This window comes from Corallococcus sp. AB018 (assembly GCF_003986945.1).
Lineage (GTDB): Bacteria > Myxococcota > Myxococcia > Myxococcales > Myxococcaceae > Corallococcus > Corallococcus exiguus.
Window position 1 is genome coordinate 1 of sequence record NZ_RAWR01000144.1, and the last position, 21,398, is coordinate 21,398.

Sequence of the window (21,398 nt, forward strand, 5' to 3'; positions counted from 1 at the left end):
GGGGAGGGGGTGGGGGCAGTCGAGGACGGCGTCACCGGGCCACCGGGCGTCGAGCCCGGTCTCCGGATGACTTCGACTGCGGGGAGCACCCGCCGTGTCTTCCTGTCGTTCACGGTTGTACGTTACCTGATGCGCGGGGCCCGGGCATGCCCGGGCTCACGGCTGGGGGGATGCTGAAAAGTCCACCTTCCACCCGGACGGTTCCCTCACCATCCGGACCTCGCCCGACCTTCCCGCCGAGCGCACCACCAAGGTCGCCACGTCGCCCTCCTGCCGGAGCAGCGAAACCTCCTGAACATCCGCCGGCACCGGGACATTCGCGAAGAACAGCGGGAGCGGCTCCGGCTTCACCATGCCCCCGGACGCGTCGCTCACCTGCTGCGCTCGCGTCTTCAGGACCTGCTGGGTCTGTTGTGACAGCCCTGCGTACGCCTTGGGCAGCTCTCCGCGCTGCACGTGCCGGTGGAACGTCTGGTAGGCCCCCACGGGGGTATCCGGCTGCAGCCGGCTGCAACCGCTCAGGGCCAGGAGGGCGAACAGCAGCCAGGTCGTCATCGCGAGCGGGCGCATGGGGCCTCCGATTTAGGTCAAACCGCCGCCGTGGGGAAGCGGGAGGTGTGTCACGCCGCGTGCTGGTGGACGCGATTGCGCCCCGTTCCCTTGGCGGAATACAGGCTCGTGTCCGCCGCGCGCAGCAGGGCCTCCGTGCCCGGCAGGTCGTCCGCGGGCACCGTCGCCACGCCCAGCGACGCGGTCAGCTTCACCTCCCGCGACACTCCGTCCGGCGACTTCCACGTCAGCTCCAGCCGCTCAATCGCCTCGCGCACACGCTCGCACGCCCGCAGCGCGTCCTGGGGGGCCGCCTCCGGCAACAGGGCAATGAACTCCTCGCCGCCGTAGCGGGCCAGCAGGTCCACCTCCCGCAGCGTCGCGCGCGCCGTGTGCGCCACCGCGCGCAGCACCTCGTCCCCGAAGGGGTGGCCGAACGTGTCGTTGATGCGCTTGAAGTGGTCGATGTCCAGCATCACCAGCGACAGGGGAGAGCGGTACCGGCGCGAGCGCATGAACTCCTCGCTCAGCCGCTCCTCGAAGTAGCGCCGGTTGTACAGGCCCGTGAGCGCGTCCGTGCGGCTGAGCGCGAGCAGCTCCTGCCGGCGGCGGTCCAGCTCGCGGTTGGCCCACTCCAGTTCGCGGTTCTTCTCCAGGAGCGCGTCCTGCAACGCCTTGAGCCGCAGCATGGACTTCACGCGCGCGCCCAGCTCCAGCATGTCGAAGGGCTTCACCAGGTAGTCGTCCGCGCCCAGCTCCAGCCCCTCCACCTTGCCCGCCGCCTGCCGGGCCGTCATCAGGATGACGGGGATGAAGCCGAAGCCGCCCTCGCCCGCGTTCGCCTTGACGATGCGGCACACCTCCACGCCGCCCAGGCCCGGCATCTCCACGTCCATCACGATGAGGTCCGGCCGGCCCGCGCGGATGGCGGACAGCGCCTGCGTCCCGTCCAGCGCTTCCTTGAAGACGTAGCCGTGCGGGGCCAGGCCCTCGCGCACGTGGCGGATCTGCGCCGGATCATCGTCCACGATGAGCACGGTGCGCCCGGAGAAGTCGTTGGCGGGTCCGCTCCTGCGCACGCCCTCCGGCATCCGTTTCCTTTCGGCTTCCGGCATGAGGCGCCCACCCCCCAACAGGATGCGGTCGTGGCCCGACGTCGCGAGTGTCCCCTGGGGCGGGAACCCCGTGGGTGGATTCTCCTCCGGGTGGAGGGCGCTGCCAAGGGCCCTTCCGGGCACCCGCGGACACGAGGCCGCCGGGCGTCCAGGGCCAGACAGGTCCGGTGCAGGCTACGGCGCGGATTTCACCAGGCGTGCGCGGTACACGGGCTCCCCGGATGACAGGTAGCGCCGCTCACGGGTGGAGGGCACCTCCTCCGGGTCGTACGGGTGGAACACCCCGGCGCCCAGCGGGTTGTGGAAGCCCGCCGCCTCCAGGATGCCCAGCATGGCCACCCCGCGGTCCTGCACGTCGGTGCGCATGTCGAAGCGGCCCCCGGGCTTGAGCAGCCCCAGCATCACCTTCGCGAAATCCGGCTGCACGACGGCCCGCTTGGCGTGCGAGCGCTTCCACCACGGGTCGGGGAACTGCAGGTGGATGACGTCCAGCGACCCGGGCGCGAAGATGCGCGGCACCACGAAGCGCGCGTCGGATTCGACGACGCGCAGGTTCTTCATGCCCGCCTTCTCCGCGCGCATCTGCGTGTCGCGCGCGTACTTCTTGCGCCACTCGAAGGCCACGAAGCGCACGCCGGGGTTGCGGCGGCAGTACTCCAGCGCGTGCCCACCCGCCCCGGAGCCGATCTCCAGCTCCAGCGGCCCCGTGAAGCCGAACTCCGCGTCCCAGTCCGGGGGCGCTTCCAGGGGGACGAACTTGAGGCCGACCGGTTCAGGGAGCAGGGCAGGGCGCATGGCGGGAACGGGGGCCTCTAACCATGGAGCCGCGTGGGTTGGCCAGGGCAAAAGCGCGCGGGGTGGTATAGGGAAGGGCCATGAAGGTCTTCCAGTCCGTGTCCGAGGCGGGCCGCCAGCTTCAGGGGCAGGCCCTCGCGCTGGGCAACTTCGACGGCGTGCACGTGGGCCACCAGGCCCTCTTCGCGGAAGCGCTTCGCCACGGCCCCGCGAACGCGCTCACCTTCCAGCCCCACCCGGGCAAGGTGCTCCAGCCGGACCTGGCGCCCAAGCTGATTACGCTCCTGCCGCGCAAGCTGGAGCTGCTCGCCGCGTGCGGCCTGTCCCACGGGGTGGTGCAGCCCTTCACCCGCGACTACGCGCGCTCCACGCCGCAGGACTTCGAGGCCGCCCTCTTCGACACGCTGGGCGTGGGCCACGTCGTCGTGGGCAGTGACTACACCTACGGCGCCCAGCGCGCCGGCACCGTCACCACGCTGCGCGACGCCGCGGCGAAGCGGGGCGCCCGGGTGCACGTGGTGCAGCCGGTGAACGTGGACGGCGTCGTCGCGTCCTCGTCGCGGATCCGCGAGTACATCCTGGAGGGCAGGGTGGGCGCGGCCAGGCGCCTGCTCGGCCGCCCGTTCGACCTGGATGGCACGGTGGTGTCCGGCGCGGGCCGGGGGCGCACCATCGGCTTTCCCACCGCCAACGTGGACACGCAGAACGAGCTGCGGCCCGCGCCCGGCGTGTACGCCATCCGCGTGCGCCTCCTGGCGGAAGCGGATGGGCCCTGGCGGCCGGGGGCGGCCAACATCGGCGTGAAGCCCACCTTCGGCGGCACGGAGGTCACCATCGAGGCGCACCTCCTGGACTTCACCGGCGACCTTTACGGCAAGGAGCTGCGGGTGCAGTTCCTGGAGCGGCTGCGGCCCGAGCAACGATTTGGTTCCGCCGCAGAGTTGGTGGGTCAAATCAAGCGCGACGTGGAGGCCGCCCGCACCGTGGTGGCTCGCGGCGACGGGTAGGGTCTGTCGCGCCCTCTGAAAGAGGGCTCCGGACAGCAAGGGAGCACGCCAGGGCGCCTTGACAGGCCGCGCATCGGTTTCCTCTAATCCGGGAGGATCCGTGCCAGGGCTTCAGGCCCCTGTAGCATGGCCTCATTCCCCCCGCGGGTCCCGCTGACAGCCGGGGCTCTGGCTGTTCCCTCCTCACGCTCAAAGAGGCATCCCAGAAATGTCCGGTCGACTCGGTGAATTGCTGGTGCGCGAGAACCTCATCTCCGTCCAGCAACTCCGCAAGGCGCAGGAGGAGCAGCAGAAGAGTGGTGCGCGCATCGGCACGGCGCTCATCAAGACGGGCGCCATCGAGGAGTCGAAGCTCACCGACTTCCTGTCGAAGCAGTACGGCGTGCCGGCGATCAACCTGAAGGACTTCGACATTGATCCGGACATCATCAAGCTCGTGCCCAAGGAAGTGGCCGAGAAGCACCTGGTGATCCCGGTCAACCGCGCAGGGCCCTCGCTCATCGTGGCCATGTGCGACCCGTCCAACATCTTCGCGGTGGACGACCTGAAGTTCCTCACCGGCTACAACATCGAAGCCGTCGTCGCGTCCGAAATCTCCATCCGCGAATCGATTGAGCGCTACTACGCGGAGAAGGGCCCCTCGCTGGAGGACATCGTCGGCGACGTGGGCGACGACATCGAGGTCGCCAAGGAGGAGCAGGAGAACGTGGATGAGATGGCCAAGGCCGCGGATGACGCGCCCGTGGTCAAGCTGGTGAACCTCATCCTCATGGACGCCATCAAGAAGCGCGCGTCCGACATCCACATCGAACCGTACGAGAAGGACTTCCGGGTCCGCTTCCGCATCGACGGCGTGATGTACGAGGTGATGCGCCCGCCCATGAAGCTGCGCAACGCCATCACCAGCCGTCTGAAGATCATGGCGTCGCTGGACATCTCCGAACGGCGCCTGCCGCAGGACGGCCGCATCAAGATCAAGATCGGCGGCGGCAAGGAGATGGACTTCCGCGTGAGCGTGTGCCCCACGCTCTTCGGCGAGAAGGTCGTGATGCGCTTGCTCGACAAGAGCAACCTGCAGCTGGACATGACCAAGCTGGGCTTCGACGCGACGCCCCTGGCCTGGTTCAAGGAGGCCATCGACCGTCCCTACGGCATGGTGCTGGTGACGGGCCCCACGGGTTCCGGCAAGACGACGACGCTGTACTCCGCGCTCTCCAGCCTCAACGACGTGGGCACCAACATCTGCACCGCGGAGGACCCGGTCGAATTCAACTTCGCCGGCATCAACCAGGTGCAGATGCATGAAGACATCGGCCTGAACTTCGCGGCCGGTCTGCGCTCCTTCCTCCGCCAGGACCCCGACATCATCATGATCGGTGAGATCCGCGACTTCGAGACGGCGGAAATCGGCGTGAAGGCGGCGCTCACGGGCCACCTGGTGCTCTCCACGCTGCACACCAACGACGCCCCTGGCACGGTGAGCCGTCTGCTCAACATGGGCATCGAGCCGTTCCTCGTGACGGCGTCGCTCAACCTCATCCTCGCCCAGCGTCTGGCGCGCCGCCTGTGCCCCGCGTGCAAGCGCCCCGCGGAGAAGGTGGACGAGCAGGCCCTCATCGACGCGGGCATCCCGCCGGACAAGATGGGCACCTTCACCATGTACGAGAAGGTCGGCTGCCGCGAGTGCAACGACCGCGGCTACCGCGGCCGCGTGGCCATCTACGAGGTCATGCCCTTCTGGGACGGCCTCAAGGAGCTGGTCATCAACGGCGCCTCCGCCGCGGAGCTCAAGCAGGAGGCCATCCGCCTGGGCATGAGCAGCCTGCGCATGAGCGCGCTCAAGAAGCTCATGGACGGAATGACGACGCTCGAAGAGGTCGTGGGCAACACCGCGCCGGACCGCTTCTAGTCACCCCACCTCCTCTCCACACTTCTTCCTCCGACAGGACACGCATCCGTGGCCAACCTGCACCAGCTCCTCAAGGCGATGGTCGAGAAGGGCTCTTCCGACCTCCACATCACCACCGGCTCGCCGCCGCAGCTCCGCGTGGACGGTGAACTCGTCCCGCTCAAGACGGCGCCGCTCACGCCCGTGGAGACCAAGCAGCTCTGCTACTCCATCCTCACGGACGCCCAGAAGCACAAGTTCGAGGAGGAGAACGAGCTGGACCTGTCGTTCGGCGTGAAGGGCCTGTCGCGCTTCCGCGCGAACATCTTCATGCAGCGCGGCGCCGTCGCCGGTGCGTTCCGCACGATTCCCTTCAAGATTTTGACGTTCCAGGAGCTGGGCCTGCCGCCGGTGGTGGCGGAGCTGGTGAAGAAGCCGCGCGGCCTCATCCTGGTGACGGGCCCCACGGGCTCCGGCAAGTCCACCACGCTGGCCTCGATGATCGACAAGATCAACACCGAGCGTCATGAGCACATCATGACCATCGAGGACCCCATCGAGTACCTGCACCCGCACAAGAACTGCCTGGTGAACCAGCGCGAGGTCGGTGCGGACACGCGCAACTTCAAGACGGCCCTCAAGTACATCCTCCGCCAGGACCCGGACATCGTGCTGGTCGGTGAGCTCCGAGACCTGGAGACCATCGAGGCGGCGCTCACCATCGCGGAGACGGGCCACATCTGCTACGCGACGCTGCACACCAACAGCGCGGTGCAGACCATCAACCGCGTGCTGGACGTCTTCCCGCCGTACCAGCAGCCCCAGGTGCGCGCCCAGATGTCCTTCGTGCTGGAGGGCGTGATGAGCCAGGCGCTCGTCTCCAAGGTGGGTGGGCCGGGCCGCGTGCTGGCCCTGGAGGTCATGGTGCCCAACCCCGCCATCCGGAACCTCATCCGCGAGGACAAGGTCCACCAGATCTACTCGTCCATGCAGGTGGGCCAGGCGAAGTACGGCATGCAGACGTTCAACCAGGCGCTGGCCGCCCTTCTGGCGCGCCGGGTCATCTCCCAGGACGAGGCCTTCGGCCGTTCTTCCGACCCGGAGGAGCTGCGCAACATCCTCGCCTCGGGTGGTGGAACGGGCGGAGCCCAGCGGCCGGCCGGGGGAGCGGGTGCCCGTTAGTTTTGGGGCATGAAAATCACAGGTTAGACTCCTCGCCCTCCCCGGAGGTCCCGTCATGGCAGCACCCGCAGTGCAACAGAAGGCGACAGCGTCCAAGAAGAACAGTGCCCAGTTCCTCTGGGAGGCGAAGACCAAGAGCGGGGAGAACAAGAAGGGCGAGATGGAGGCCCCGGACATCGAGGCCGTCAACGCGCGCCTGAAGTCGCTCGGCCTCAACCCCACGAAGGTGCGCAAGAAGGGCGCCCTCGACGGGGCCATCTCCCTGCCCGGCATGGGCGGGGTGACGGGCAAGGACATCCTCATCTTCACCCGTCAGTTCGCGACGATGATCGACGCCGGCCTGCCGCTGGTGCAGTGCTTGGACATCCTCGCCAGCCAGATGGACAACCCCGCCTTCAAGAAGGTGGTGTTCGCCATCAAGAGCAAGGTGGAGCAGGGCAGCACCTTCGCGGACGCGCTGAAGGAGCACCCCAAGATCTTCGACGAACTCTACGTGCAGCTGTGCGCCGCGGGCGAGGTGGGCGGTATCCTCGACACCATCCTCAACCGGCTCGCCGCCTACCGTGAGAAGAGCGAGAAGCTGAAGGCCAAGGTCAAGAGCGCCATGACCTACCCGTCAGTGGTCATCCTGGTGGCCATTGGCGTGACGGCGCTGCTGCTGCTCAAGGTGACGCCCGTCTTCGAGAAGATGTTCGCGGACTTCAACTCCAAGCTGCCCGCGCCCACGCAGGTGGTCGTGGACATGTCGAAGTTCGCCCAGGCGTACTTCATCCACACCGTGGTCGGCATCGCGGCGGTGGTGTTCTCCTTCACCTGGAGCTACCGCCAGCCCAAGGGCCGCAAGTTCTGGGACAAGGTCTTCCTCAAGATGCCCCTGTTCGGCGACGTGCTCCGCAAGGTGGCCGTGGCGCGCTTCACGCGCACGCTGGGCACGATGATCTCCTCGGGCGTGCCCATCCTGGACGCGCTGGACGTGACGGCGAAGACGGCCGGTAACCGCACGGTGGAAGAGGCCATCTACTACGTGCGCGGGAAGATCGCCGAGGGCAAGAACATCGCGGGCCCGCTGCTGGAGACGAAGGTGTTCCCCTCCATGGTGGTGCAGATGATTGGCGTCGGCGAGGCGACGGGCGCCATGGACACCATGCTCAACAAGATCGCCGACTTCTACGACGACGAGGTGGACACGGCGGTCAGCGCCCTCACCTCGATGATCGAACCGCTCCTCATGGTGTTCCTGGGCGGCGTGGTCGGCGGCTTCCTCATCGCCATGTACCTGCCCATCTTCTCGCTTGCCGGCGCCATCAAGTAGCGCGGGCGGTGGAAGGCTGATGCGCGGCGTGGCCCCCGGGCTGCGCTCGCGTCTGGTGTGGCTGGTGTTGTTCCGCACCGTGGCGGCGAGCCTGTCGCTCGTCGTGACGGTGGTCCGGCTGGCGACCCAGCCCGCGCAGGAGCCCAGCCGCGCGGACTCGCTGTCGTTCGGTGTCATCGCGGCGGCCTACGTCCTCACGGTGGTGACGGGCCTGCGCTTGCGCCGGGGCACCGCGGGGCGCCTGGACGCCGTGGTGCAGGTGGTGGGCGACGTCATCATCGCCACCGGCCTGGTGTTCCTGAGCGGCGGCGCGGAGTCGCCGCTGACGTTCCTCTACAGCCTGGCCGTCATTGGCGCGGCGGTGGTGTTGGATCGGCGTGGCGCGCTGTGGGCCGCGGTCGTGTCCTCGCTGGCCTTCACCGGGCTGCTGCTGGTCATGCGGCTCACCCTGCCGGCGGACGCCCCGACGATGGCGCCCTCGCGGGTGCTCTTCGTGCTGGGCAGCAACGTGCTGGCGCTGGGCCTCATCGCCGTGCTGTCCGGCTACCTGTCGCGCCAGCTGTCCGCCACGGGCGGTGCGCTGTCCCAGAGCGAGGCGGACCTGCGCCGGCTGGGGCGGCTGCAGCAGCTCATCCTGTCCTCCATGCCGTCGGGGCTCGTCACCTGCGACGCCGAGCGGCGCGTCACCTTCCTCAACACCGCGGCCTGCGGCATCCTCCAGGTCACGGACAGCGCGTGCGTGGGCCAGCCGCTGGAGAAGCTCCTGCCGGGCGTGTCCGTGCTGGCGCCGCGCGCCACCCGGGGTGAGCTGCGGGTGAAGACGCCCGGGGGCCAGCGGGTGCTGGGGTTGTCCGTGTCGCCCCTGGAGGGCGAGGCGGGCTCGCTGCTCATCGTCTTCCAGGACCTCACGGAGCTGCGGCGCATGGAGGAGGACCTCAAGCGCACGGACCGGCTGGCCAGCCTGGGTGCGCTGTCCGCGCAGCTGGCGCATGAAATCCGCAACCCGCTGGCCGCCATGCGCGGCTCCGCGCAGCTCCTGGCCCAGGACCCGTCCGGTGACGTGGTGGTGACGAAGCTCACCGGCATCCTCACGCGCGAGGCGGACCGGCTGGCGCGGCTGGTGGAGGACTTCCTGCGCTTCGCGCGCCCGCCCGAGCCGCAGCGCCGGCCGGTGGCCCTGGACACGCTGCTGTCGGAGACGGTGGACATGCTCCGCGCGGATCCGCTTTCACGCGAAGTGCAACTGGAGGTGCGCCTGGTGGACGCGCTGACGGCGCCGGTGGATCCGGACCAGCTGCGTCAGGTGCTCCTCAACCTGGTGCGCAATGGCATCCAGGCGGCGGGTCCAAAGGGAACCGTCCGGGTGGCGCTGGCGCGCGCGGACAAGGAAGCGCAGATTCGCGTGTGGGACTCGGCGGGAAGCATCACGGAGGAGATGATGGGACACCTGTTCGAGCCGTTCTTCACGACCCGCAACGGTGGCACCGGGCTGGGCCTGTCCACCGCGCACTCCATCATCCACGCGCACGGAGGCACCATCCGCGTGACGTCCAATCCCGCTGAAGGCACCGAGTTCCTCGTGGGGTTGCCCCTGTGACGGCGCCGCTCCCTCATGACGGTGGGTCGCGCGGCCACGTGCTGGTGGTGGACGACGAGCTGTCCATGCGCGAGTACCTGGAGATCCTCCTCGTGCGGGAAGGCTACGCCGTGACGAGCGTGCCCTCCGTGGAGACCGCGCGCGCCATGCTGGAGAAGGACCAGGTGGACCTGGTCATCTCCGACATGAAGCTGGGCTCGGGCAGCGGCCTGGACGTGCTGCGCACGGCGCGCTCGCGCAAGGAGCCGCCGGAGGTGGTGCTCATCACCGCCTTCGGCACGCCGTCCTCCGCGGTGGAGGCCATGCGCGAGGGCGCCTACGACTACATCTGCAAGCCCTTCGACAACGAGGAGCTGCGGCTGCTGGTGCACAAGGCGCTGGAGAAGCGTGCGCTGCGCCAGGAGAACCTCACGCTCAAGTCGCGGCTCCTGCCCGGCCTGGGCGGGTTGCTGGTGGGGACGAGCCCCCGCATGCGCGCCCTGTGGCAGCTGGTGGAGAAGGTGGCCCCGGGCCGCAGCACGGTGCTGGTGACGGGGGAGAGTGGCACCGGCAAGGAGCTGGTGGCGCGCGCCATCCACCTGCGCGGCCAGCGCGCCGCCCAGCCCTTCCTCCCTTTCAACTGCGGCGCCCTCAATGAAGGCGTGCTGGAGAGCGAGCTGTTCGGCCACATGAAGGGGTCCTTCACGGGCGCCACGCATGAGCGGCCGGGCCTGCTGGTGTCCGCGGCCGAGGGCACGGTGATGCTGGACGAGGTGGGCGAGATGCCGCTCGCCACGCAGGTGAAGCTGTTGCGCGTGCTGCAGGAGCGCAAGGTGAAGCCGGTGGGCAGCGCTGCGGAGATTCCCTTCCAGGCGCGCGTCATCGCGGCCACCAACCGCCGGCTGGAGGCGGAGGTGAAGGCGGGCCGCTTCCGCGAGGACCTCTTCTACCGGCTCAACGTCATCACGCTGGAGTTGCCCCCGCTGCGCGAGCGGCCGGAGGACATCCCGCCGCTCGCCACGCACTTCCTGGCGCGGCTGGCGGAGGAGCTGGGCCGGCCGGCCCTGCGCTTCGCGCCGGAGACGCTCGCGTTGATGGAGCGCTATGCGTTCCCGGGCAACGTGCGCCAGCTGCAGAACATGGTGGAGCGCGCGGCCACGCTGTCGGACTCGGAGCTGCTGGGGCCGGGGACGCTGCCGCCCGCGGTGCGCGGTGAGTCGGAGCCCCTGAGCCGCCCGGGCGACAGCGGCGAGCCTTCGCTGGGCTCGGGCTTCAACCTGGAGCGCCACCTGGACGAAAGCGAGCGGCGGCACCTGCTGGCCGCGCTCAAGCAGTCCCAGGGCGTGAAGACGCGCGCCGCGGAGCTGCTGGGCCTGTCCTTCCGCTCCTTCCGCTACCGGTTGGCGAAGCACGGCCTCACGGATGAGCTGGACGAGCCGGGCGGGTCCCGTGTCGGTTGAGGAGGGCCCCGGGACGGTGCCTGCTGGCGCTGGCCGCCCGTGGGGCGCGGTGGGCGCGCTCGTCGGGACGGGGCTGGCCCTGCTGGGACTCTGGGCCTGGTTCTCGCCGGAGTACCTGACGGTCCGCGGCTTCCCCGTGGACGACGCGTGGATCCACGCCGTGTACGCCCGCGCCTTCGCGAGCGGCGCGGGGCTCAGCTACAACCCGGGCGTCCCGGCCACCGGAGAGACCTCCCCCTTGTGGGCCGTGGTGCTCGCGCCCGCGCACCTGCTGTCCGCTGACGTGGCGACGCGCGTGCTGCTGGTGAAGCTCACCGGCTTCGTCCTCCACCTGCTCTCCTGCGTGGCCGCGTTCCTCGCGCTGCGCCGGGCCAGCGTGGCCTGGGCGCTGGGCGGCGCGCTGGCGGTCCTGGTGCATCCGGACCTGGTGGCGGCCAGCGTCAGCGGGATGGAGGTCCCCCTGGCCACCCTGGCCGCGTGGGGGCTGGTGCTCTGCCTGGGGGCGCGCTCGCCGCTTGCGTTCGGGCTCGTCAGCGTGGCCGCGCCGCTCTGCCGCCCGGAGCTGCCCGTGCTCGCGTTCACGCTGCCGGTGCTGCTGCTCGTGCGCGACCGCCGTTCCTGGCAGGCCCCCGTGCCGTACCTCGTCGCCGCGGCGGCGGGGACGTTCGCGTCCTTCGGCTTGCTGTCCTTGTGGAACCTCGCGGCGTCGGGCCGGCCGCTGACCGCCACGTTCTACGCGAAGGTGGGCTCGGGCGGCCCGAGCCTCTGGATGGCGCAGGCGTTGGGCTTCGGGGAGCTGCTTCCGGGGCTCACCTTCACCGTGTTGCCGGTGCTGGTCGTGCTGGCGGTGCTCGCCATCGTGGAGCTCATGCGCGCGGAGGTTTCAGCACCTTCGCGGCTGGCCGCCGCCGCCGCCGTATCCGGGCTCCTCTTCTGCGCGGTGTCCTTCAAGCTCATCCCGCCCATCGACCCTTCCGTCTTCTACCACCAGCGCTACGCGCTGCCCGCGCTGCCCCTGCTCATCGCGCCCTTCCTGGTGCTGGGAGGAGGGTGGCTCCAGACGCGCGTTCCGTCCCTGGGGCGCCCGGCGGTGGCGGCCCTGGCCCTGCTTCCGGCGCTGGCCTGTGCCCTGGGGCTGCCGCCCCGCCTGGAGCGGCTGACCAACGACGCCCACAACATCGACGATACGCAGGTGGCGCTGGGCCGCGCCCTGGCGAGCGCTCCGCCCGAGGCCGTGGTCTGGGTGACGGATGCCGGAGCGGTGCGCTACTTCGGCCAGGCCTTCGTGGTGGACACGCTGGGACTCAACACGCCCGGCATGCTGGGCCCGGATGCGCAGGGCTACCTGGATGCGCACCCGCCCACGTACCTGGAGGTCGTGCCCCTGTGGTCGGGGCTCCGCTCCGACGCCAGCCGTCCCTGGCCCCCGCCGCGCGTGTTCCAGCCCTCCACGCCCTACACGGTGACGCGCTTCGCGGCCATGCAGCGTCACGCCCTGTTCTCCTGCGCGGAAGGGACGGGCCTCTACGAAATCCGGGGACGGACCTTCCGCTTCAGGTGCGCATCGTCGGCGCCGCTCGTGGAAGGCGGCCCCTAGTCGGGACAAGGCCGCCGGGCGTCACGGTTTCGGCGTGGGGGCGACCTGCGCGGGAGCGGGCGCTTGGGCGGGAAGGGCGGTCCGGTACAGCCGCCACCGGCCCTCGTGCGTGACGGGCTCCAGCGGGAGGTGCTGGGGCAGGCCGTCGTGCTCACCGTCGGGCAGGCCCACCAGGGCGTATTCGAAGGAGCGGAAGTCCCGCTCCGGCCGGACGGCGCGCGCGTTCCACTCCAGGCCCTGGGTCCAGGGCGGAGCTCGCAGGCGACGGAGGACCACCGGGCTGGGCGCGAACCAGGAGAAGGAGAAGTTGTTGCTCGCCCCGCGCCACACGTACGTCCAGGCGAAGGTCTGCAGGAACGGGCGTCCCTCGATGATCCGGCTTCCCTGCAGGTAGTCGAGCCCGAGGACGCGGGCGCCCTCCGGCACGGCGTCCACGGCGGCCTCCAGCCCGGACAGGTCCTGCTCCTCGAAGGCGCGCCAGACCAGCGTGGTGAAGCCCGTCAACAGCAGCATGGCCGCCGCGGACCACGCGCGCAGCGCCTTCACGGGAAGCCGGGGCGCGGGGACCGCGAGCACCAGCAGGGCCATGGCGAAGGGCACCCAGCGCTCGGCCATGAGGATGGTGTTCTGGGCCAGGTCGGGCAGCACCAGGGAGAGGGCCAGCATGAACAGGCCCGGAACCACGAGCGCCCAATCCACCAGGCGGCGCAGCTCCTTGCGGTGCTGCCACAGCCCCAATCCCATCCACAGGACGATGAGGATGAAGACGGGCCCTTCCACGGAGTCGCGCATTCCTCCAAAGGCCGCGCTGACGAAGCGCACGGGGGAGATGCGCACCCAGAAGTCGCGCTCGTAGAAGATGGGAGAGTTGAAGCCCCGCTTCGAGAGCTGGGAGAACCACCACAGTGCGAACAGCCCCACGGGCGTCACGGCCGAACCCTGGAGCAGGACGGTCTTCCATCCCGGCCGGGTCCGGGCCCAGTTCAACGCCAGGGTGAACATGCCCATCGCGAACCAGAGGGCGTGGAACCAGTAGAGCAGCGCCGCTCCCAGCAGGAACGGCAACACCCCTCGCGGTGTGGTCGCCCGGGGGGACTGGATGAAGTGCAGCCACACCACGTAGACGGGCCAGCCGGCGAGCAGCGGGGTGAACCCCCAGTACAGCACCTGGCTGAAGAAGAAGAGGGAGCCGAGCACGGCGGCCTCGGGCGAGTGGTTCCGGCGCCAGGCCAGCCAGTGCACCGCCGCGGCGAAGAGCGCCCCCAGCGCCAGCACCGACGCGCTGCCCAACCACCGCGCTGGCAGCGTCAGCCACAGCGGCAGCAGCACCACGTTCGAACCCCAGTAGGGCGTCAGTGGCTGGATGCGGTACGCCCCACTCGGGTCGTGAAGGGCTTCCAGCAGCAACCGGACCTGGCCCAGGTGCTGGGGCAGGTCGCAGAGCGGCGGGATGGTCACGGCCAGACTCGGCAGGGCGACGCCGCACACGCTGAGCAGCAGCAGGAGCAGTCGCGTGCGGAGGGAAGAGGAAGAAGGCGTGTCGCTCATGTGGGTGGCGTCGTCCGCGACAGGACGGGCGGGCTCCCGTCGCCGGGCCACCATACCCGAGCGCTCCGCCGCCGGCAGGGCGTTGCCGGGGACTCACGTCCGGGCGGCTGGCCACCCGCCGCCCGGAAGGGCCCGTGCGTCCATGCCCCCTCGCTCCGGTGCGCCGCCAGGTCCGGACCGGCCGCGGAAGAGGGGCCGGGCATCAAGGCTTGGACGCGCCCGCGCGGGCCGCCGCGGCCTCGTGCTCGACGGCCCGGGCTTCATCTCCGAGCGCATGGTGGGCCCGGGCCAGTGCCTGGAGCACGCCCGGGGTGTCCGGGGACAGGGCCCGCGCCTTCTCCAGCGGGTCCAGCGCCTCCTTCGCGCGGCCCAGGCGGAGCAGCGTCTCGCCCAGGGCCCGCCACGCGTCGGCGCTTCCGGGCGCGAGGGTCGCCGCCTGCCGCAAGGCGCGCGCCGCGGCTTCATCCTCGCCCAGGGCCCGCAGGGCCTCGCCCAGCCGGTAATGGAGGCCGGATTGTTCCGGCATCCCGACGAGCGCGGCCTCCAACAGCTCCCGGGCCCGGGCGGGCTGCCCCGCCTTGAGCAGGCCCCGGGCCAGGGCGTCCACGGCGAGGGCGTCATGGGGCCGCAGCCTCACCGCGTGCTCCAGCGCGGGCAGGGCTTCGTCCACGCGTTCCTCGCGCAGGAGGGCACTCCCCAACTGGTAGTGCGGCGAGGGCGCGTCCGGGCTCACCTCCACGGCATTCGCCCACAGGCTCACCTCGTCCTGCCAGACGCCCACCTGCGTCGCGGCGCGCGCGGTGGCGGCCAGCAGCACCGCGCCCGCGACGACCGCGGGCACCAGGGCTCCCGAGGATGCGGCCTCGCGGCGCGCCCGGGCGCTCCAGGCGCCCCATGCCGCGGCGACGCCCAGACAGAACCCCACCGACGGCAGGTAGTCGTAGCGCTCGGAGACCGCGCTCTCCCCGAGCGCGCGAAGGTGCAGCGCCGGCAGCAACGGCAGTATCAGCCACGCCAGGCCCAGCCAGGCCCCGGGCACCCGCCGCCGCAGGAGCACCAGCCCCGCCGCCACGCCCAGCGCGACCCCCAGGCCCACCCACGCCCGGACTGCCGTGAGCGAGGTGACGAGCTCGAAGGGGTGCAGCACGCTCAGGCCCGAGGGCAGGACGAGCAGCCGCGCGTGTTCCGCGAGCAGCGGCAGCGCATTGAACAGCGCGAGACCGGGAGGCACTGAAGCCCACCCCGAATTCACCATGGCGCCGCCCACGGCGTGCAGCCGCAGCGCCAGATAGACGGTGCCGGCGAGCACCAGCGGCCCGTAACGCCAGGCCCACTCGCGCTTGTGTTCAGCGGAAGGCGGCGCGCGGTCCACCAGCTCCCAGGCGAGCAGCATGCCGGGCAGCACGGCGGAGACCTCCTTGAAGAGGAGCGCCACCAGCCACAATCCCGCCCCCGCCACCGCGCGCACGGGCCGCAGCGGCCGGATGGCCACGCACGCCAGCATGCCCAGGCCCGCGGTCGTGGCGGCCACGTCCATGACCGCGCTCACCCACGCCACCGCTTCCACGTGCACCGGGTGGACGGCGAAGAGCAGCCCCGCGACCAGGCCAGCCCCCGGCCGCTGTCCGTCCAGCACGCGCCGGGCCAGGACCCAGACGAGCAGCGACGCGACCGTGTGCAGCAGCAGGGACATCAGGTGGTAGCCCCAGGGCGCGGTGCCCGCCACGCCGTGCACGGCCAGGAGCAGCACGTGGGTCATCGGCCGGTAGAACGCGGCGCTCGCGGAGGCGCTGGGAACGAAGCCGAAGAGTTGCTGGGTGAAGATGTCCCCCAGCGCCGCCGCCGAGCGGATCCACGGGTTGGCCTCCACGAGCACGTAGTCGTCGTAGACCAGTCCGCCCGTCAGTGCCGGCGCGTACACGGCGAGCGCCGCGAGCACCACGGCCACGGCCTGGAGTCCTTCGCGCGAAGGCCCGGCGGCGTGGGAGAGGGGAGGGGCGGAAGGCACGGAAGGGATCAAGAAGGAGGCTCCCACGGAGGCTGGGGCCACGATACCCGATGCCCCGGAGCGCCGAGGGGACACGAACCTGGCAGGCCAGCAGGCGTGGGGCGCGGGTGCCCGGAGGATGGCCCACCGGCCCCCTGGCCAGGGGCGGGAGCGGAGTGGGTCGGTGGTAGGGTCCACCCCCTCTCGACCCATGGCCTCCACTCCCTTCCACGGTCCGCCTCCGCGCGCCTCCCTCCAGGCCCTCTGGGTGGTCCTCGCGGCGCTGCTCGTCCACGTTCCGGCGCTCGCGAATGGCTTCGTCTACGACGACGTTCCCCTGCTCCTGGAGAACCCCTGGCTGCGCTCCGTGGACGGGCTTCGCGCCGCGTTCAGCCACTCCCTCTTCGGCTTCGTCGACGACGGCGCGGACTCGGGGCTGGGCTCGGGCTACTACCGGCCGCTCGCGCACGTGACGTTCTGGCTGCTGCGGGCCGTCTTCGGGACCGCCCCCTGGGGCTACCACCTGCTGCTCATCCTGGCGCACGCGGGCGCGTCCGTCCTGGTGTGGAGGCTGCTGCGGACCTGCCTGCGCGGCGAGGGCGGGGAGGACGTGTCCGGGTGGGCGGCCCTCGCGGGAGCGCTCCTCTTCGCCCTGCATCCGGTCCACACGGAGGCGGTGGTGTGGGTGAGCGGCTGGATGGACCTGAGCGCCTGCCTCGCGCTGCTGATCACAGCGCGGTTGCTCGTGCCGGGCCCCGTGTCGTCCCCGCGCGCGTGGCTGGCCGCGCTGGCGTGGCTTGGGGGGCTGCTCCTCAAGGAGACGGCCATCGTGCTGCCGGTGCTGCTCGTTGTCCTCGAGTGGGGCACGGGCACGGCACCGGTGGGGTTCCGGGAGCGGCTGCGGCGTCATGGCCCCCTGGCCGTGGCGCTGGCGGTGTACGCCGCCCTCCGGCTGAGTGCGCTGGGGCTGGCCGCGCCCGCGGATCCGCGGCGGCTGTCGAATGGAGGCGCGAGCCTGGCGGACGCGCTGTCGCTGGTGACGCGGTTCGGAGGCAAGCTCCTCTGGCCGCACCCGCTGGTGGCGGCGCCTCCCGCGTCAGGGGTGCGCTCCCCGTGGGAGCCCGCGGTGCTTCTGGGGGGATTGTGCGTGATGGGCTTCCTGCTGCTGCTGGGCTGGGCGGTGCGAAGGCGCCAGGGCGCGGTCGTGACGGGGCTGTTCTGGCTGGCCGTGCCCCTGCTGCCCGTCCTGGCCCTCCAGTCGCGCGGCGTGGAGGCCTACGCGGAGCGCTACCTCTACCTGCCCTCGGTGGGGTTCGTGCTGCTCGTGGCGGTGGGGCTGCGGGCCCTGCTCGAGCGCTGGCCCGCGAGCGCCCGCGCGCTGACGCTCGCTTCTGGTGGGGTGCTGGCATCCTTCGCCCTGCTGACGCTCTTGCGCATCCCCGTGTGGCACGACGAGGTGTCCCTGTGGGAGACAACCGTGGAGCAGGTCCCCGAGCGTCCGTCAGCCCATGCGTGGCTGGGCGCGGCCTACCTGAACGTGCGGCGCGCACCGGAAGCGGTGCCCCACCTGGAGACCGCCGCGGCGGCGCTGCCCGGGAACTACCGCGTGCGCAGCGACCTGGCCGTCGCCTACGCGATGACCGGGCGCTTCCAGGACGCCGTGCGACAGCTGGAGGCGGCCATCCGGCTCAAGCCCCGGAGCGCCACCCCGCGCCACAACCTGGGCCTGACGCTGCGCAGGGCAGGGCAGTTGGACGCGGCGGTGGCGCGCTTCCGGGAGGCCCTCCAACTGGAGCCCGCCCGCGCGGACTCGCACCTGGAGCTGGGCCGCACGCTGTTGCAGCTGGGCCGGCCCCGCGAGGCCGAGGCCGCCCTCACGGAGGCGCTCCGCCTCAAGCCGGACCTGGAGGCCGCGCGCCGGGCGCTGGCGGCGGCCCGGTCCGCGCCGTCCACCGCGCAGCCCGGGCCGTGAGCTTCAGCGGAAGTCGCGCCGCTCGAAGATGAACATGGCCAGCGCGGTGAAGACCGCGGCCCACGCCGTCCCGTAGCCCAACGCGGACAGCAGGGTGGTCGCGTCGACGGGCAGCGCGTACGTGGCCTGGGGCTTGAAGTTCATCCGCTCCAGGTTGGGCAGCATGTAGAAGATGATGCGGCCCATCCAGCGGACCAGCTGGCTCTCCGAGTAGCTGGAGATTTCATACAGGTCCCCCGCCAGGTGCCCGGCGAAGTACAGGCCCGTCGTGCAGATGGAGGACACCGCGGGGCCGCAGAAGCTGGAGAAGAGGATGCCCGCGCTGCTGAGCACGAGCAGCTCGAACCACATCGCCCCGGCCGCCACCAGGTGCGTGGAGTGGATGGGCGTGCGGAACAGCAGCAGCTGGCTCAGGAAGATGAGCGTCATCGCCACCAGCACCACGCCCAGCGTCAGCATGGTGCCCGCCAGGCGCGCCAGGAGGAACTGCGTGCGCGACACCGGCTTGCTCACCATGAGGAAGATGGTGCGCCGCTCGATCTCCCGGCTCAGCAGGCCGCACGACAGGAAGATGGCGAGGAAGGCCAGGATGAGGCTCATCATCCCCAGGCCGAAGTCGGTCAGCACGCGGTCGAAGGTGCTGACCGTCACCTCCGTCACCAGCGTGGAGGACAACAGGACGATGACCGCGAACACGCCCACCACCACCGTCACGCGGTTGCGGCGCGCCTCGCGAAAACCGTTCCACATCATCGCGCTGAACGCGCTCACGTGTTGATCTCCCCGCCCACGCTCGTCGTGCGGCCCGAGTTCTTCAATGCGTCCATGAACAGCTGCTCCAGCGAGAACCGCGCCGGCTGGATGCGGTTCACCCGACCGCCCGCGCCCAGCACCCCGCCCAGGAGCCGCTGGCTGTCCGCGTCCGACACCTGCAGGAGCACGCGCCCGTCCAGGGCTTGCGCGGACTCCAGCGTCACGCCCAGCTCCTTCACCTTCTCCAGGGGCAGGTTCTCCACCACCATCTCCACGGTGGGCACCTGCGCGGACACCAGCTCCTGCACGCTGCCTTCGCGCACGCGCCGCCCGCCCACCAGCACCGCCAGGCGGTCACACAGGGCCTCCACGTCCGGGATGATGTGGCTGCAGAACAGCACCGTCGTGCCGTGGTCCCGCTCGGCGAGGATGAGGTCGCGCATCTGCCGGCGGCCCAGCGGATCCAGGCCGCTCGTCGGCTCGTCCAGGATGAGCAGCTTCGGCCGTCCCACCAGCGCCTGCGCCAGCGCCACGCGCTGCACCATGCCCTTGGAGTAGCGGCGGATCTGCAGCTTCTCCGCGCCCGCCATCTCCACCGCGCCCATCACCTCCGTCACCCGCCGGTCCAGGTCCTGGCCGCTCAAGCCGGACAACTGTCCCGCCAGCGTCACGAACTCCCGCCCGGTGAGGTACTCGTAGGGCGCCGGGTTCTCCGGCAGGAAGCCCACCAGCCGCCGGGTGGCCGCGTGGTCCACCGGCTGCCCGTACAAGAGCGCGGTGCCGCCACTGGGCCGCACCAGGTTCATCAGGATCTTGATGGTGGTGGACTTACCTGCACCGTTGGGACCGAGCAGGCCGTAGATCTGTCCGGGGCCCACCTGGAGATCCAGGCCCTGGAGCGCCCGCACGGTGCGGTTGAGCCAGAAGCCGACCTTGTACGTCTTGGACAGCCCCTGGGCCTGGATGGGAAGGGCTTCAGGGTGTGGTGTCTGCATTGGAACTCGTGCCCTCCGGGTGGGCGTTGGGGCGGATCCGCTTTCCGTCGGCGGTGCGCTCATCGTAGATGACTTGCAGGCGGAACTCCGAGGCCGAGGAGTACACCCGGCCGCCATCGCCAATGAAGAAGCGGCCACCCAACGGATCCGCTGGCAGCCGGGTCATCCCTCCATCCTCCACCAGTGCTTCCAAGGTGGCGGGAGCGCGGCCGTGCCGGGTGCGGTAGCGCTCCACCTCCGCGTCCAACTGCTGGAGCACGCGCTCCTGGAGGATTTCCCGGACGCGGCGGTCGTAGGTCTGGCGCGTCTCTTCGTCCTCGGCGCCGTCGCGCATCATCACCGCCAGGGACAGGCCTGTGTCGAAATCGCCGGCCTGGGCATACAGCCGCGTGGCCAGCGCCGAGTACCAGGCCGGCGCATCCCTCCGGCGCGACAGCTCCGTGATGATGTCCGCCGCTTCCTTGTACTCGCGGTGGAAGAACATCAGGTTGTAGGCAAGCTGGAACCACGTACGCGAGTTCTCCGGCACGTTCCGGGTCCCCTTGCGCAGCAGCTTCGTGGACTCCTCCACATTGGCGTACTGCTCGCGTCCCAGGTGGATGGGGATGGTCGTCCCCGCGAACCAGTAGACCGTCGCGAACTTGGGATCCAGGTCCGTCGCCAGGTCCGCGTAGGCGTAGACGTCCCGGTAGTCCGTAGGGGTCCTGGATCTGCCGATGCGGTTGAGGGTGAGGATCCAGAAGTAGTCGGTCACCAGCCCCAGCTGTCCCCTGAAGACGGCGCGCAGCAGCCCGGGGCGCGGCAGGAGCGGCCGGTCGTTCACCCGGAGCGTCGGGGTAGGTGGGGCCGCCAGCAACACGACGCAGAGCAGGGCGGCGGGCAACAGCAGGGCAGGCAGCTTGCGCATGGGCTCCACGAAACGCCACGGGGTCCCCGGAGTGATCCCGGAGACCCCGCGTGCTGATCATGCCTCCTCGTTCAGACGGAAGCCAGTGACATCACGGGCAGCTGACGTCGTTGTACGCGTTGCCGGGCTCGCCACCGGAGACGGCGTCCTGGTCGTTGCCGCAGACGTCCGCCAGGGCGACGGTGGTCGCCGCGGAGGTGATGCCCCACGTGTCGGCGTTGTCGTCGTTGTCGACGTTACCGAAGGCCGTCGCGTTGAAATCGCAGGAGGGGCAGCTCGCGACACCGGGAATCACGCCGGCGGTGAGCGCCTGGGTGCCCGAGGACGGCTTGTTCTTGAAGCGGGCGATGTCCTGGCCGATGCAGCCGGTGGTGTACAGGCGGTCAGCAACCGCCGCCGGCTCAGAGCAGTCGGCCAGGCCGTAGCTGTAGCGGTTGCCGGCCTCAGGCGTGAAACCCAGCTTCTTGAAGTCGATGATGTACGTGTCCTTCTCGCCGAAGTACGCCTTCTGGGAGGTGTACAGGGCCTTCAGGTTGGTCTTCGCCTCCGACTGCTTCGACTTCGCCTGGAAGCGCATGAAGTTCGGGATGGCGATGGCGGCCAGGATGCCGATGATGGCGACCACGATCATCAGCTCGATGAGGGTGAAGCCACCCTTCTTCCGGAAGAGACGGTTCATCATGATTGGGGACTCCGCAGTGGGCAGAGGGGGGTTGAACGACGCGGGAACTCTTAGCACGAAGAGTGCCACGCCG

17 protein-coding genes are annotated in these 21,398 nt (G+C 70.4%); 8 read left to right on the forward strand and 9 right to left on the reverse strand.

The genetic code is table 11. The annotated features are described in order from the left end of the window. Window positions 1-156 precede the first annotated feature (156 nt). The 3 genes from D7Y11_RS27165 to D7Y11_RS27175 all read right to left on the reverse strand — a co-directional run bounded on the left by D7Y11_RS27165 (window position 157) and on the right by D7Y11_RS27175 (window position 2,459). Window positions 157-570 (reverse strand): hypothetical protein, encoded by a 414-nt coding sequence (locus D7Y11_RS27165; protein ID WP_121754608.1) that lies wholly within the window; start codon window positions 568-570, stop codon window positions 157-159. Between the two features lie 50 nt (window positions 571-620). Then, entirely contained in the window at window positions 621-1,628 is a 1,008-nt protein-coding gene (locus tag D7Y11_RS27170) for a diguanylate cyclase (RefSeq protein WP_233597376.1), read from the reverse strand. A 210-nt stretch (window positions 1,629-1,838) separates the two neighbouring features. Continuing rightward, window positions 1,839-2,459, reverse strand: a complete 621-nt coding sequence (locus D7Y11_RS27175; protein ID WP_120580211.1) for a tRNA (guanosine(46)-N(7))-methyltransferase TrmB — start codon at window positions 2,457-2,459, stop codon at window positions 1,839-1,841. Between the two features lie 80 nt (window positions 2,460-2,539). Here D7Y11_RS27175 and D7Y11_RS27180 point away from each other — a divergent pair, with 80 nt between their 5' ends. From D7Y11_RS27180 to D7Y11_RS27210, 7 genes are all read left to right on the forward strand, one after another. Further along, on the forward strand, window positions 2,540-3,466 hold the full coding sequence (locus tag D7Y11_RS27180) for a bifunctional riboflavin kinase/FAD synthetase (protein WP_120580212.1): 927 nt from the start codon (window positions 2,540-2,542) through the stop codon (window positions 3,464-3,466). A gap of 208 nt (window positions 3,467-3,674) precedes the next feature. Next, window positions 3,675-5,375, forward strand: coding sequence for a type IV-A pilus assembly ATPase PilB (gene pilB / locus D7Y11_RS27185; protein WP_120580213.1), 1,701 nt, complete (start codon window positions 3,675-3,677; stop codon window positions 5,373-5,375). Between the two features lie 48 nt (window positions 5,376-5,423). Next, window positions 5,424-6,536 carry a type IV pilus twitching motility protein PilT gene (locus D7Y11_RS27190; protein ID WP_120580214.1) on the forward strand — a complete coding sequence of 371 codons (1,113 nt, stop codon included), beginning with the start codon at window positions 5,424-5,426 and terminating at the stop codon, window positions 6,534-6,536. A 55-nt stretch (window positions 6,537-6,591) separates the two neighbouring features. Then, window positions 6,592-7,848 carry a type II secretion system F family protein gene (locus tag D7Y11_RS27195; RefSeq protein ID WP_120580215.1) on the forward strand — a complete coding sequence of 419 codons (1,257 nt, stop codon included), beginning with the start codon at window positions 6,592-6,594 and terminating at the stop codon, window positions 7,846-7,848. A gap of 19 nt (window positions 7,849-7,867) precedes the next feature. Next, window positions 7,868-9,445, forward strand: coding sequence for a nitrogen regulation protein NR(II) (locus D7Y11_RS27200; RefSeq protein WP_169822029.1), 1,578 nt, complete (start codon window positions 7,868-7,870; stop codon window positions 9,443-9,445). A gap of 44 nt (window positions 9,446-9,489) precedes the next feature. Next, entirely contained in the window at window positions 9,490-10,884 is a 1,395-nt protein-coding gene (locus D7Y11_RS27205) for a sigma-54 dependent transcriptional regulator (RefSeq protein WP_126935164.1), read from the forward strand. 16 nt (window positions 10,885-10,900) lie between these two features. Beyond that, window positions 10,901-12,481, forward strand: coding sequence for a hypothetical protein (locus D7Y11_RS27210; RefSeq protein WP_126935155.1), 1,581 nt, complete (start codon window positions 10,901-10,903; stop codon window positions 12,479-12,481). Between the two features lie 21 nt (window positions 12,482-12,502). On the opposite strand, the gene D7Y11_RS27215 is transcribed toward D7Y11_RS27210, so the two are convergent. After that, the gene (locus tag D7Y11_RS27215) at window positions 12,503-14,029 is read right to left on the reverse strand and encodes a hypothetical protein (RefSeq protein ID WP_121754610.1); all 1,527 of its coding nucleotides are present in this window, start codon (window positions 14,027-14,029) and stop codon (window positions 12,503-12,505) included. Between the two features lie 202 nt (window positions 14,030-14,231). Next, entirely contained in the window at window positions 14,232-16,037 is a 1,806-nt protein-coding gene (locus D7Y11_RS27220; RefSeq protein WP_126935156.1) for a tetratricopeptide repeat protein, read from the reverse strand. 190 nt (window positions 16,038-16,227) lie between these two features. Between D7Y11_RS27220 and D7Y11_RS27225 the strand changes: the two genes are divergently transcribed. Further along, window positions 16,228-17,988: a tetratricopeptide repeat protein gene (locus tag D7Y11_RS27225; RefSeq protein ID WP_126935157.1), complete on the forward strand. Its 1,761-nt coding sequence runs from the start codon at window positions 16,228-16,230 to the stop codon at window positions 17,986-17,988. 3 nt (window positions 17,989-17,991) lie between these two features. Here D7Y11_RS27225 and D7Y11_RS27230 read toward each other — a convergent pair whose 3' ends face one another. The 4 genes from D7Y11_RS27230 to D7Y11_RS27245 all read right to left on the reverse strand — a co-directional run bounded on the left by D7Y11_RS27230 (window position 17,992) and on the right by D7Y11_RS27245 (window position 21,325). Further along, a complete protein-coding gene (locus tag D7Y11_RS27230) occupies window positions 17,992-18,759 on the reverse strand; it encodes an ABC transporter permease (protein WP_126935158.1) in 768 nt (255 codons plus the stop codon). Beyond that, the gene (locus tag D7Y11_RS27235) at window positions 18,756-19,736 is read right to left on the reverse strand and encodes an ABC transporter ATP-binding protein (protein WP_126935159.1); all 981 of its coding nucleotides are present in this window, start codon (window positions 19,734-19,736) and stop codon (window positions 18,756-18,758) included. Before D7Y11_RS27235 ends, D7Y11_RS27230 begins: the two co-directional genes overlap by 4 nt. Continuing rightward, complete coding sequence (locus tag D7Y11_RS27240) at window positions 19,717-20,643, reverse strand: pilus assembly protein PilG (RefSeq protein ID WP_120580504.1); 927 nt, start codon at window positions 20,641-20,643, stop codon at window positions 19,717-19,719. The genes D7Y11_RS27235 and D7Y11_RS27240 overlap by 20 nt, the downstream gene beginning before the upstream one ends. A gap of 91 nt (window positions 20,644-20,734) precedes the next feature. Then, window positions 20,735-21,325, reverse strand: coding sequence for a prepilin-type N-terminal cleavage/methylation domain-containing protein (locus D7Y11_RS27245; RefSeq protein WP_120580503.1), 591 nt, complete (start codon window positions 21,323-21,325; stop codon window positions 20,735-20,737). Window positions 21,326-21,398 lie beyond the last annotated feature (73 nt).